This is a genomic window from Streptomyces sp. NPDC097981, from assembly GCF_040302565.1.
Classification (GTDB): domain Bacteria; phylum Actinomycetota; class Actinomycetes; order Streptomycetales; family Streptomycetaceae; genus Streptomyces.
Window position 1 is genome coordinate 111,052 of sequence record NZ_JBEORW010000022.1, and the last position, 12,734, is coordinate 123,785.

Annotated in this window: 9 protein-coding genes; 3 read left to right on the forward strand and 6 right to left on the reverse strand. The window is 73.8% G+C overall.

What is annotated here, in order from left to right:
* Window positions 1-3 precede the first annotated feature (3 nt).
* From ABTY04_RS22050 to ftsE, 3 genes are all read right to left on the reverse strand, one after another.
* Window positions 4-1,215 carry a S41 family peptidase gene (locus tag ABTY04_RS22050; RefSeq protein ID WP_352215057.1) on the reverse strand — a complete coding sequence of 404 codons (1,212 nt, stop codon included), beginning with the start codon at window positions 1,213-1,215 and terminating at the stop codon, window positions 4-6.
* A 67-nt stretch (window positions 1,216-1,282) separates the two neighbouring features.
* Window positions 1,283-2,215, reverse strand: coding sequence for a permease-like cell division protein FtsX (gene ftsX, locus ABTY04_RS22055; protein WP_352215058.1), 933 nt, complete (start codon window positions 2,213-2,215; stop codon window positions 1,283-1,285).
* Between the two features lie 17 nt (window positions 2,216-2,232).
* Window positions 2,233-2,922 carry a cell division ATP-binding protein FtsE gene (gene ftsE, locus ABTY04_RS22060; RefSeq protein WP_030161344.1) on the reverse strand — a complete coding sequence of 230 codons (690 nt, stop codon included), beginning with the start codon at window positions 2,920-2,922 and terminating at the stop codon, window positions 2,233-2,235.
* Window positions 2,923-3,146: 224 nt separating this feature from the next.
* On the opposite strand from ftsE, the gene ABTY04_RS22065 reads away from it, so the two are divergent.
* On the forward strand, window positions 3,147-3,338 hold the full coding sequence (locus ABTY04_RS22065) for a hypothetical protein (RefSeq protein ID WP_352215059.1): 192 nt from the start codon (window positions 3,147-3,149) through the stop codon (window positions 3,336-3,338).
* Between the two features lie 106 nt (window positions 3,339-3,444).
* On the opposite strand, the gene prfB is transcribed toward ABTY04_RS22065, so the two are convergent.
* The gene (gene prfB / locus ABTY04_RS22070) at window positions 3,445-4,554 is read right to left on the reverse strand and encodes a peptide chain release factor 2 (protein ID WP_352215060.1); all 1,110 of its coding nucleotides are present in this window, start codon (window positions 4,552-4,554) and stop codon (window positions 3,445-3,447) included.
* Window positions 4,555-4,866: 312 nt separating this feature from the next.
* Here prfB and ABTY04_RS22075 point away from each other — a divergent pair, with 312 nt between their 5' ends.
* Window positions 4,867-5,874: an isopenicillin N synthase family dioxygenase gene (locus tag ABTY04_RS22075; protein ID WP_352215061.1), complete on the forward strand. Its 1,008-nt coding sequence runs from the start codon at window positions 4,867-4,869 to the stop codon at window positions 5,872-5,874.
* A 140-nt stretch (window positions 5,875-6,014) separates the two neighbouring features.
* On the opposite strand, the gene ABTY04_RS22080 is transcribed toward ABTY04_RS22075, so the two are convergent.
* Both ABTY04_RS22080 and ABTY04_RS22085 read right to left on the reverse strand, forming a co-directional pair.
* Window positions 6,015-7,274: a serine/threonine-protein kinase gene (locus ABTY04_RS22080; RefSeq protein ID WP_352215062.1), complete on the reverse strand. Its 1,260-nt coding sequence runs from the start codon at window positions 7,272-7,274 to the stop codon at window positions 6,015-6,017.
* A gap of 150 nt (window positions 7,275-7,424) precedes the next feature.
* Entirely contained in the window at window positions 7,425-9,170 is a 1,746-nt protein-coding gene (locus ABTY04_RS22085; RefSeq protein WP_352215063.1) for a serine/threonine-protein kinase, read from the reverse strand.
* 473 nt (window positions 9,171-9,643) lie between these two features.
* Between ABTY04_RS22085 and ABTY04_RS22090 the strand changes: the two genes are divergently transcribed.
* Window positions 9,644-12,622 (forward strand): FHA domain-containing protein, encoded by a 2,979-nt coding sequence (locus tag ABTY04_RS22090; protein WP_352215064.1) that lies wholly within the window; start codon window positions 9,644-9,646, stop codon window positions 12,620-12,622.
* Window positions 12,623-12,734 lie beyond the last annotated feature (112 nt).

The following is a 12,734-nucleotide window of genomic DNA, read 5'->3' on the forward strand; positions in this document are numbered from 1 at the left end:
GCACTACGGACCCACCCCGAGGCCACCCAATACCGTGCGCGCCCGTTCCTCGGCGCCGTCGCCCGCCGCGAGGTCCGGGGTGATGCCGCTGCCGTCGAGGCTGCGGCCCGCCGGGGTGCGGTACGTGCCCACCGTCAGCTCCGCCACCGAGCCGTCCGGGAGCTCTGTCGGCATCTGCACCGAGCCCTTCCCGAAGGTCCTCGTGCCGACCGCCACCGCGCGGCCGCGGTCCTGGAGGGCGCCCGTGACCAGCTCCGCCGCGCTCATCGTGCCGCCGTCGACCAGCGTCACCAGGGGTCTCGCGGTGTCCCCGCCCGGACTCGCGTACAGGGCGCGCTGGGCGCCCCGTACGTCGTACGTGGCCACCAGCCCGCCGTCCAGGAAGGCGGAGGCGGCCGTCACGGCCTCCGTGACCAGGCCGCCCGGGTTGCCGCGCAGGTCGAGCATGAAGCCGGCGCCGGGCGGGGCCGCGCGGACGGCGGCCCGGACCTGTTCGCCCGAGCCGCGGGTGAAGGAGGCGACCTTGATGACGGTGATCCCGCCCGCGAGCTGCCGTACGGTCACGGGATCGGTGTGCAGCTGCTCGCGGTGCAGGGTCTCGGTGAGATCGGCGCCGTCCCGGGTGAGGCGCAGGACGACGGGGGTGCCGGCGTCGCCGCGCAGCAGGGCGACCACGTCGCCGACGCGCAGGCCGGTGACGGCGTGGCCGTCGATGCTCAGCAGCCGGTCCCCGGCGCGCAGGCCGGCCCGGGCGGCCGGGCTGCCGGGCTGGACCTTGTCGACATCGATGCGGCCGTCCCGGCGGCGCTCGGTCCAGAGCCCGACGCCGGTCCAGCGGCCGTCGAGCTCGTCGGTGAACGCGGCGTACTCGCCCTGGTCGTAGACCATGCCCCAGCGGTCGCCGCTGCGGCTGACCACTTCCTGGGCGGCGTTCTTGCCGGACTTTCCCTCGGCGACGGCCGCGGCCGCGGCGCGGGCGACGGCCTCGCGGTCGGCGGTGCCCGCCGCGCGGGGCGCCTCGGGTCCGGCCTCGGGGGTGTGCGTGCCGGCGGCCGTTAACCCGCCGCCGGCGGCGCTCACGGCGTCCGCGCGGTCCCAGCAGCCGGCGCCCGCCGCGGCGCCGACGGCGGCGATGAAGGCCAACGTCAAAGCGGCCCCGCGACCTAGGTCGCGGGGCCGGAGACAGAAGGCGGGAATACCCCGCAAGCCCAGCATGGCGCCGAGTCTAGGACAACCCCCGTGAGGACACGGCAGGTTGAACGGACCTCACACGGGGCGCTTGTCACACCTTCAGGTACTTGCGCAATGCGATGAAGGCGGCCAGCGAGGGCATCAGCACACCGATGACCAGCACCAGCGGCAGCTTGGTCAGGACGGAGTCCCAGCCGATGAAGTTGATCAGCTCCATCTTGGTGCGCAGCGAGGCGCCGTGGTCGATGACGAAGTACTGGCCGGCGCCGAGCATGCCGCAGGCGAACACGGCGCCGATGAGGCCCGCGAAGGCGGCCTCCATGATGAACGGGACCTGGATGTAGAAGCTGGACGCGCCGACCAGCCGCATGATCCCGGTCTCGCGCCTGCGGCTGAAGGCGGAGACGCGCACGGTGTTGACGATCAGCAGCAGGGCCACGATCAGCATGATCAGCATGATGCCGAGGGCGGCCCAGTTGAGATAGCCGAGCATCTGGAAGAGGTTGTCGAGCTCGGTGTGCTGGTCGGCGACCGACTGGACGCCGTCGCGGCCCGCGAAGGCCGTGGTGATGACCTTGTACTTCTCGGGCTGCTTGAGCTTCACCCGGAAGGAGTCGGGCATCTGGTCCGGGGTGATCACCGAGGCGAGCGCGGTGTGCCCGAAGCGCTCCTTGTAGTGCTTGTAGGCCTCGTCGGAGGACTCGTAGTGGACCGTTTCGACGAGGTCCATCTTCTTCAGGTCGGTCTCGATCTGCTGCTTCTGCTCGGGAGTGACCGCGCCCTTGGCGCAGGCCTTGCTCCCGCTCTCGCTGGTGTCCTCGGCGTCGCTCTTGTTGCAGAGGTAGATCGAGACGTTGACCTTGTCGTACCAGTAGCCCTTCATCTTGCTCACCTGGTCGCGCATGAGCAGGGAGCCGCCGAACAGGGCGAGCGACAGGGCCACGGAGATGATGACCGCGAAGGTCATGGTGAGATTGCGACGGAGACCGACGCCGATCTCCGACATGACGAACTGGGCGCGCATGACGTCTCAAGGGCCTTTCAGTGCTGGTAGCCGTAGACGCCGCGCGACTGGTCGCGTACGAGTCGGCCCTGTTCGAGTTCGATGACGCGCTTGCGCATCTGGTCCACGATCTGCTGGTCGTGCGTGGCCATGATCACGGTGGTGCCGGTCCGGTTGATCCGGTCCAGCAGCTTCATGATGCCGACCGAGGTCTGCGGGTCGAGGTTGCCGGTGGGCTCGTCCGCGATCAGGAGGGCCGGCCGGTTGACGAAGGCACGGGCGATGGCCACGCGCTGCTGCTCACCGCCGGAAAGCTCGCCGGGCATCCGGTCCTCCTTGCCGCCGAGGCCCACGAGCTCCAGGACCTGGGGGACGGCCTTGCGGATCTCGCCCCGCGGCTTGCCGATGACCTCCTGGGCGAAGGCGACGTTTTCGGCCACCGTCTTGTTGGGGAGGAGGCGGAAGTCCTGGAACACGGTCCCCAGCTGTCGCCGCATCTGCGGGACCTTCCAGTTGGAGAGCTTGGCGAGGTCCTTGCCGAGGACGTGGACCTGGCCGTGGCTCGCCCGCTCCTCGCGCAGGACCAGCCGCAGGAAGGTGGACTTGCCGGAGCCGGAGGAGCCGACCAGGAAGACGAACTCGCCCTTCGCGATGTCGAGGGAGACATCTCTGAGTGCGGGACGGTTCTGCTTCGGGTAGGACTTGGAGACGTTGTCGAATCGGATCACGGGTGCACCACGGTCGCCGGGAGTAGGTGTGCGTGACCATACGCGAACGGGCGCGGGGTGGGGGCCCGGCGTCCGGAGTTGCCCGATATATCCCCTGGTCCGGGAGGGGAAGACCCTCGATTGCCCGGACGGGCCGCGCCGAATGTCGCGGGAGCTGGCACAGTGGTAGGGGAACGGAGTCGTTCCTTCAAGCGTTGTTCAAGGGGACGAGAGGAGGAGAGCGCATGACGTACGACCGGCTCGTGTGCGCGAACTGCGCCGCGCCCGTCAGCCAGGGCCGCTGCCCGGTGTGCCGGGCCAATCGGGAGCGCCTCCGGCAGGAGGGCCCCTTCGCCGGCCTGAACCCCATGGCGCTCATCTTGCTCCTGGTGGTTTTCGTGGCAGCTCTGGCCCTGGTGGCTCAGCACACGGCGTAGCATCCCCACGTTCCGATCATGCGGAAGAAAGCGAAGGGCCCGCCCCCCTGACGGGGACGCTTGGCGTCCCCCGGGGTGTCCGGGCCCTTGGCATGTGATCCGTGCCTTACGCAGTCTGCTCCTGCTGCTTGCGCCAGCGGATGCCGGCCTCCAGGAAGCCGTCGATCTCGCCGTCGAGCACCGACTGCGGGTTGCCGACCTCGAACTCCGTCCGCAGGTCCTTGACCATCTGGTACGGGTGCAGGACGTAGGAGCGCATCTGGTTGCCCCAGGAGCTGCCGCCGTCCTTGAGGGCGTCCATCCTGGCCTGCTCCTCCTGGCGGCGCCGCTCCAGCAGCTTGGCCTGGAGGACGTTCATGGCGCTGGCCTTGTTCTGGATCTGCGAGCGCTCGTTCTGGCAGGAGACGACGATGCCGGTCGGGATGTGCGTGATGCGCACCGCGGAGTCGGTCGTGTTGACGCCCTGGCCGCCGGGGCCGGAGGCGCGGTACACGTCCACGCGCAGCTCGGTCTCGTCGATCTCGACGTGGTCGCTGGTCTCGACGACCGGCAGCACCTCGACGCCCGCGAAGGAGGTCTGGCGGCGGCCCTGGTTGTCGAAGGGCGAGATGCGCACGAGGCGGTGGGTGCCCTGCTCGACGGAGAGCGTGCCGTAGGCGTACGGGGCCTTGACGACGAAGGTGGTCGACTTGATGCCGGCCTCTTCCGCGTACGAGGTCTCGTAGATCTCGGTGGGGTAGCCGTGGCGCTCGGCCCAGCGCAGGTACATGCGCTGCAGGCGCTCGGCAAAGTCGGAGGCGTCGACGCCTCCCGCCTCGGCGCGGATGTTGACCAGCGCCTCGCGCTCGGCGTACTCGCCGGAGAGCAGGGTACGGACCTCCATCTCGTCCAGCGCCTTGCGGACGGAGACCAGCTCGGCCTCGGCCTCGGCGAGGGTGTCCGCGTCCTCCATCTCCTGGGCGAGCTCGAAGAGGACCGCGAGGTCGTCGATACGGCCGCGCAGGGTCTCGGTCTTGCGGACCTCGGCCTGGAGGTGCGAAAGCTTGCTCGTGATCTTCTGGGCTGCCTCCGGGTCGTCCCACAGGGACGGCGCGGCGGCCTGCTCCTCAAGCACGGCGATTTCTGCCCTCAGCTTGTCGAGGTCCAGGACGGCCTCGATCGACCCCATGGTCGAGGAGAGGGACTTCAGCTCTTCGGAAACATCGACGACTGCCACGGGTCCAGCGTAGCCGGTCCGCGGGCGGCGCTGTCCGGGCAGGCCGATTCACCCGTTCTGATCAATATGGGAACGGGCGTACGCTCACGGTATGACTCTCCTCCTCGTCAAGCGCCGCCATGTGGACCACATGCGTGTCACGACGACGAGCTGTCTGCCGCCGGACCACCCACAAGCCTGATCCACCCCGATCCGACTTGGTCCTGTACGCGGCCCAAACGGCTCCGGCGCCATCCCTGCCGGCGGCCTTCCCCTCCGCTGCCCCGACACCTCTGGGGAACAGGACCCCGTGACATCCGAAACGGAGCCGTCATGCCGTCCGCGCACACCCTCCCTGTCATCGACCTCTCCCAGGCCGACAAGCCGACCCAGCGGGCCGACTTCCTGAAGAAGCTGCACGCGGCAGCCCGGGACACCGGCTTCCTGCACCTGACCGGGCACGGCATCACCGATGCAGAGACCGCCCGCATTCTTGAGTTGACCAGGGCTTTCTTCGCTCTCCCGGAAGCCGACCGGCTTGCCGTGAGCAACCTGAACTCGCCGCACTTCCGCGGCTACACCCGCATCGGCCACGAGCTGACCGGCGGGGCCTCCGACTGGCGCGACCAGCTGGACGTCGGCGCCGAGCGGCCGGCGCCGGTGGTGGGGCCCGACGACCCGCCGTACCTGTGGCTGGAGGGCCCGAACCAGTGGCCGGCGGCGCTGCCGGAGCTGCGTCCGGTCGTACTGGAGTGGCAGTCGCGGCTGGCCGCGGTGGCCCACCGCCTGCTCCAGGAGCTGCTGGCCTCGATCGGCGCCCCCTCCGACTTCTTCGACGCGGCGTTCGCGGACCGGCCGCACCTGCACACGAAGCTGATCCGCTACCCGGGCTCCGCCCCGTCCGGCGCCGACCAGGGGGTCGGCGCCCACAAGGACTACGGCTTCCTGACGCTGCTGCTGCAGGACTCGGTGGGCGGCCTCCAGGTGCGGCAGGGCGACGGGTTCCTGGACATCCCGCCGATGCCGGGGGCGTTCGTGGTCAACCTGGGCGAGCTGCTGGAGATCGCGACGGAGGGCTACCTGGTGGCCACGGACCACCGGGTGGTCAGCCCGCCGGGGGCGGTGGAGCGGTACTCGGTGCCGTTCTTCTACAACCCGCGTCTGGACGCGGTGGTGGAGACGGTCCCGGGCGAGTACCTGCGCTCGGCGCCGGGGGTCGCGCACGACGCGTCGAACCCGCTGCACGCCGAGTACGGGCGAAACGAGCTCAAGGGCTGGACCCGGGCGCACCCGGCGGTGGCCCGCCGCTGGCACCCGGAACTGGTCGCCTCGGGGGCATAGCCCGCCGGCGGCGGAACCCCGGTCCCCGCCCTGCGGACCGCTCCGGCCGGCGGCCCTGCCCCGGGGCCCCCGGTCCGGGGGCCCGTACGGCGCGGCCGCCACTTCGACGGTCCGAGGGCCCGGCCCCGGCCCGGCGGCGGCTACGGCTTCGGCTTCGGCTTCACCGGGGCCGAATGCTTGCCGTTCTGGGGCGGCTGCGGCTCGTCGCCCGAGGAGGCGAGCCAGCCGCCCACGCCGAGCGCCGCGGCCAGGGCGACGGCCGCCGCCGACAGGGCCAGCCGGCGCTTGCGGACCGTGTCCGCCCGGTGGCGTGCCGAGCCGGGCCGGTGGCCGCCCGCCGGGCGCGGGACCCGGGCCGTGCCCAGCGCGCCCCCGGCCAGCTCGTCCGGTCCCGGCACCCGCATCGAGGTGTGCGTGTCCCGGTTCGAGTCCGTGGCGGAGCCCGGGACCAGCGGGACCACCCCCCGGCGGCGGACCGGGTCGGCCTCCAGCGGCTCCGCCGACGCGGGTTCGGGCTCCGGCTCGTCCGGCTCGTCCACGTCCAGCGGCGGCATCCCGGCCAGCAGCGGCAGCAGGTCCCGCAGCCGCGCCGACAGCTCGGAGGCCCGCAGCCGGGATGCCGGGGCCTTCGCGAGGCACTGCACGACGAGCTGCCACAGCTCGTCGGGGATGCCGGGGAGCGGGACCACGGTCTCCGTCACGTGCCGGCGCAGCACCGCGCCCGGGTGGCCCCCGCCGAACGGGGTGAACCCGGCCAGCAGCTCGTACAGGACGGTCGCGAGGGCGTATATGTCCACGGCCGCCCGCGGCGGCAGGCCCTCCACGATCTCCGGCGCCAGGTAGTCCGGGGTCCCGATGATCCGGGTCGTCGGGGCCGTGGCCCGTCCCGCGGCGGCCCGCCGCGGCGAGTCGATCAGCTTGGCGACACCGAAGTCGGTCAGCAGCGCGGGATGCGAGCCGCCCGGCCCCAGCGGCCCCTGCATGTCGAGCAGGACGTTCTCGGGCTTCACGTCGCGGTGCACGACCCCGGCCGCGTGCGCCGCCGCCAGCGCGTCCGCGACGTCGGCGACGATCGCCACCGCCGCCTCGGGGGCGAGCCGACGCTCCCGGTCGAGGCGCGTGCGCAGGTCCGTACCGCGTACGAGGTCCATGACCAGGGCCAGGTCGTTGCCGTCGACGACGAGGTCGCGGACGGACACGACGTGGGGGTGGTCCAGGCCGAGCAGCGCACTGCGCTCCTGGACGAAGCGTCCGACCAGCTCCTGGTCGGACGCGAGGTCCTCGCGCAGCAGTTTGACGGCGACGGGCCCTTCCGGCCCCTCGCCCAGCCACACCGTTCCCGCGCTGCCGCGCCCCAGGATCTGGTGCGCGGTGTACCGGCTGCCGATCTTCCGTGCCACGACTGCTCCCTCAGCGGCTGGCGTACGCACCAAAGCTACGCGGCCGGGTGGGGGTTGGACGCCCCGGATCGCGGCGACCTTCACTTCTGGGGGCGAAATCACGCCCCAGAAGTCGACAAATCCACGAAGTCGGCGCTACGGGGGACCGGTTCAGGGCGTGCCGCCGCCCGTGGAGTCGCCGATCGCGCCGACCCAGTCGACGATGTCGGAGCCCCAGGTCCACAGCTGGTCGAACCAGCCCTTGCCGGTGCCGATCCACTCCTGGAGCGGGGTCAGCTCCCAGACCAGCCAGCCCGCCACGACGAACAGCAGGATCATGACCAGGCAGCCCTTGAGGCAGCCCAGGCCCGGAATCTTGATCGGGTTGGCGCTGCGGCGGCGCGGCTCGCGCGGCTCCCGGGGGGCGCGCTGCTGCGGCGGCGGACCCTGCGGGGGCTGCTGCGGGGGTGCCTGCCGCTGCGGCTGCTGCTGGTACTGGGGCTGCTGCGGCGGCTGATACTGCTGCGGCGGCTGCGGCTGGTAGTACGGCTGCTGCGGGGGCTGCTGGTACTGCTGCGGCTGGGGGCGCTGCGGCGGCTGCTGGTATTGCTGCGGCGGCGGGCCCTGGCGGTACTGCGGGGGCTGCTGCGGCATCTGCTGCGGCTGCGGGGGCGCCTGCCGCTGCGGGCGCCGGCGCAGAGGGTCCTCGCTCGGGTCGAGGTAGTGCATCTGCGTCTGCTCGTTGCGGTCGCGCGCGGCCCGCATCTGCGACTGCCACGGGTGCGGCGCGTCCGGCTGCTGCACCGGGGGCATGACCGAGGTCGGGTCCGCGCCGGGGCCGCCCGTGCTGGGCAGTACCGAGGTGGCGTCGGCCGCGCCGACCGGCGGGAGCACGCTGGTCATGGCGTTCGGGTCGTACGCGCCCATCGGCGCACCGGCGCGGCCGGGCAGCACCTGGGTGGGGTCGGCGGCACCGGCGTCCGGCGTCTCGGGGACCGGCGCGGGCGAGGGGTCGGGCGCGAGCAGCGCGCCGACACCGAGGGCGGCCTCCACCTCGGCGGGGGCGCTGTGCACGCCCATGCCGGAGGCGACCACACGCAGTCCGCGGGCCAGGTTCTCGGCACTGGGGCGCTCGCCCGGCTCCTTGCGCAGGCAGCGCTCGATAACGGTCCAGAGCGGCTCGGGCAGCGACGGCGGGCGCTGCGGCTCCTCGCTGAGGTGGCGGTGGAGCACTTCGAGGGCGGTGCCGCCGGCGAACGGCGGGCGTCCGGTGACCAGTTCGTAGAGCAGGATGCCGGCGCCGTAGATGTCGACGGCGGAGGTCTGCGGGCGGCCCTCGGCGGACTCGGGGGCGACGTAGGCGGGGGTGCCGACGAACTCGTGCGTGCGGGTCAGGCCCGGGGAGTCCGCGAGGCGGGCGATGCCGAAGTCGGTGAGCATCGGCTTCATCTGGCCGCCGCGCTCGTCGAGCAGGACGTTGGCGGGCTTCAGGTCGCGGTGGACGACCCCGTCGGCGTGGCTGGCGGCGAGCGCGTCCGCGATCTGGGCGGTCAGCAGGCTCGCGGCGACCGGCGTGAACGGGCCGTTCTGCCGGATGTACCTGTGCAGGTCCGGGCCGTCGATCAGGTCCATGACGAGGGCGAGGAGATCACCCTCGACGACGAGGTCGCGCGTGCGCACGATGTTGGGGTGCGTCAGGCGCAGCAGGACGGAGCGCTCCCGCAGGAAGCGCATGACGATGTCCGCGTCCTGGGCCAGCTCCTCCTTGAGGACCTTGATGGCCACGGTCTCGCCGGGCTGCCCGGCGACGGCTGCCTCCGCGCCGGCGGTCTCCCGCTGGCGGGCACGCCAGACGGTGCCCGTGGCGCCGCGACCGAGCGGCTCCTCGAGCAGGTACTTGCTGCCGACTGGCCGCACGTCTCGCGCTCCCTGCTGTCGTTCTGCTGTGGTTCTGTTTTTTCCGGCCCACTCTAGGGGGTGTCCCCGGGGAAGACGCGGGGTGCCGAAGGTTGGTTGCCGCACATATGTGCGAAGAGTGATGTTTGAGCGGTATTGCCTGGGGCCTTTTCCTGCGGCTTTCCCGCACCCTTCCCCCGGCCGTCCGCGGCTTTTCGTCGGCTTGTATGTCCGGTCACGTGTCCCGATGTGTGCATCGCGCGCGCGGGGGTGCGATGATCCATGATCATTTATTGCCGGGTGCCGGGCGTGTTGTCCGTGACAGGTGCGAGGATGCACCCGTACGGAACGGCCGGGACGGGAGCCCGCCTTCCGGCAGACCTGACCGGACGACGCGCCGTGCCGGGTGGGGGGGTTGACCGGGCGGGCACGCCCCGTCGCACCCCTGCCGGGCGCACGCACCGCGCACCGCGCAGAAGGGACCGCTGACGGCGATGCAGATCCGGCTGACCGTCCTTGGGTCGCGCAGCGGCCACCAGACCGCGCCCGCCGGCTGTGACGTGCTCGTCACCGCGCCCGTGGGCACCGCGCTCGCCGCCGTGGCCTCGGGCCTGGCGGCGACCGTCGGCGGGCCCGACACCGGGGGAACGGTCGTGCTGTACGCCGGCACGGAGCGGCTCGACCTCCAGCGGCGGGTGCTCGGGGAGCCGCCGCTCGTGGACGGGGCGGTGCTGGGGCTGCACGCGCCGGTCCCGGACGTCCTGCCCGACGGGACGGACGGCGCGCAGCTGCACGTGGTGGCCGGCCCGGACGCGGGCGGGGTGCACCTGATGCACCCGGGGGCGATCCGGATCGGGCGCTCGGCCGACGCGGACGTACCGCTGGACGACCCGGACGTGTCGCGGCTGCACTGCGCGGTGACGGTGCTGCCGGACGGGCGGGTGTCGGTGGCCGACCTGGACTCGACGAACGGCACGACGGTGGACGGCGCGGTCGTGGGACGCCGGCCGGTGGCGCTGCGGCCGGGCGCGCTGCTCCGCATCGGCGAATCGACCCTCCGCCTGGCTCCCGACGCGGCGTCCCCGCTCCCGGTCGTCCCGGACCTGGAAGGCCGCCTCTCCCTCGCGGGCCCGGCCCAGGACGCCCCCGACGGCGCCCGGACCGGCACGGACCCAGAGCCCGGTGCGCCCTCGGCCGCCTCCGTCCCCGCCCCGGGCGGGCCCTCCGGGGCGGCTCCGGGCACGGGCCCGCACATCGGCACCCCGGGCACGGGCCCGGGGGCCGGCACGGCCGCTCCCGGTCCGGACCGCGGACCCGGCGTCCACGCCGATGCCGCGTACGGCGCCGCCGACGCGGGGCAGGCGGGCGGTCAGCGGTCCGGGCGGAAGCGGGGGCTGGGCGCCTGGGCCCTGAAGTGGGTGCGGGGGGAAGAGGCGGCCGAGGCGGGCCTCGTGGCCGAACCGGCCGTGGCCGCCGTGCCCGATGCCGACGACCCGGCCGCGCTGCTGCTGGCCGCGCTCGGGCCGACCCGGCGGCTGTGGTCCCGTACGCGCGGGCGGCTCGACGTCGGCCTCGGGGCCGGGAGCCGGGTCGCGTTCCAGGCCGTCGGCGCGCTCGGCATCGCCGGACCGCGGGCCCGGCTCACCGGGGTGGCCCGGTCGGTCGTCGCCCAGCTCGCCGCTCTGCACGGGCCCGGGGAGCTGGAGATCGTGCTCCTGGCCGCGGACCGCGCGCGGGGCATCGCCGAGCGGCGCGCCGACTGGGGCTGGCTCGGCTGGCTGCCCCACGTGCGGCCCGCGCACGGGCAGGACTGCCGGCTGCTCCTCGCGTACGACCGCGAACAGGCCGCCGCCCGCACCGGCGAGCTGACCCGCCGCCTCGACGACGGTCCCCTCGGCACCAACTGGGCCGCCGCCGACGCCCGCAGCGTCCGCGAAGCCGCGGCCGCCCACCAGGGCCCGCACACGCTCCTCGTCGTCGACGGGGATCCCGGCACCGGGGCGCTGCGCGACATCACCGGCCGGCTCGCCTCGCACGGGCCGGCCGCCGGGATCCACGTCCTCGTGCTCGCCGAGACGCCGGCCGCCACGCCCGCCTCCCCGCTCTCGGAGACGTACGAGGCCGCCTGCGCGAGCAGCGCCGCCTTCCGGGACTGTGGTGCGGTCGCCCTGCTCAGCGGTGATGTGGCCACGACCGTACGGACGTTCACGGTGACCGGCGGCAGGCCGTCCCCGCCCGGGACCACCGCCACCGCCGACGCCGTCTCCGCGGCCTGGGCCGAGCGCTTCGCGCGGGCGCTGGCCCCGCTGCGGGCCGAGCCCTCCCCCGCCGGGGCCCGGCGGGCCGTCGCCGCCGCGCTCCCGGACACCGCCCGGCTGCTGGACGAGCTGGGGCTGGCGCGGGCCACCCCGGCCTCCCTGATGGCTCGTTGGGCCGCCGACACCGACCAGGGGCACGGAGTCGGGGGCCGCGTCGAGCTCGTGCTCGGCAGCGGGCGGCGCGGGCCGGTGGGTGCCGAGCTGGTCCAGGACGGTCCCCACCTCCTCGTCGAGGGACCCGCCGGCAGCGGCCGTACGGAGCTGCTGCGGTCGGTGGCCGCCTCGCTGTCCGCGGCCGCCCGGCCCGACCGGCTGGGCCTCATCCTGCTCGACGGGGCCGGCAGCGAGCGCGGCGACGGACTGCAGCCCTGCACCGAGCTCCCGCACGTCGCCGCCCACCTCGTCGCCTCCGACCCCGTCCGCATGCGGGAGTTCGCCCAAGCCCTCGGCGCCGAGCTGAAGCGCCGGGCCGAGCTCCTGGACGGGGTTCCGTTCGCCGAGTGGCACGCCCACCGCGCAGTGTCCGACCAGCTGGTCCCGCCCCGCCGGCCCGGCCCCGGCGAACTGCACGGCGACCTCGACCCGCAGCGCACCGGCACACTGCGGCTGCGCTCCGCCGCCCCGCGCACGGAGCCGGCCGGGCCGAGCCCGCTGCCCCGCCTGGTGGTGCTGGTGGACGATTTCGACGCGCTGGTCGCGCCGGGGCTCGGCAGTACGGGCCGCCCCGCCGCGGGCTCCGTCGTACGGGCGCTGGACGCGGTGGCCCGCGACGGCTCCCGGCTCGGTGTGCACCTGGTGGCCGCCAGCGCCCGCCCGGACCGTACGGCCGACACCGAGCTGGCCCGTGCGCATCCGCTCCGGATCGAGCTGGACGCCCCCGACCAGCCTGGGCCCGGCCGTGGCCGGCTGCGCCATGCCGACGGGCGGACCATCCCGTTCCAGGGCGGCCGGGTGACCGGCCGGATCCCGCGGACGGCCACGCAGCGGCCGACCGTGGTTCCGGTGGAGTGGGAGCGGATGGGCGACCCTCCGGCCCGCCGCCCCGTGCGCGAGCTGGGCAACGGCCCGACCGACCTGGCGCTGCTGGCGAGCGCCCTGGACCGGGCCTCGCATCTGGTCTCGGCGATACCCGTGCTGTTCCCGCCGGCTCCGTAGGCCGCGACGCGCCGCCCCGCGCCGAGCCCGCACCCCGACACGCGGCGACACGCTGCGAGGCGGTATTGCGGGGGTGCGCGGCTCGGCGTAGACCTTGTGGGACCAGTCACAC

What these genes read in the sequence shown, in the direction of transcription:
- ABTY04_RS22065 (WP_352215059.1), top strand. Translation starts at nt 3,147, where the DNA reads ATGACGTACGACCGGCTCGTGTGCGCGAACTGCGCCGCGCCCGTCAGC.
- ftsX (WP_352215058.1), bottom strand. Translation starts at nt 2,215, where the DNA reads ATGCGCGCCCAGTTCGTCATGTCGGAGATCGGCGTCGGTCTCCGTCGC.
- ABTY04_RS22090 (WP_352215064.1), top strand. Translation starts at nt 9,644, where the DNA reads ATGCAGATCCGGCTGACCGTCCTTGGGTCGCGCAGCGGCCACCAGACC.
- ABTY04_RS22075 (WP_352215061.1), top strand. Translation starts at nt 4,867, where the DNA reads ATGCCGTCCGCGCACACCCTCCCTGTCATCGACCTCTCCCAGGCCGAC.
- ABTY04_RS22050 (WP_352215057.1), bottom strand. Translation starts at nt 1,215, where the DNA reads ATGCTGGGCTTGCGGGGTATTCCCGCCTTCTGTCTCCGGCCCCGCGAC.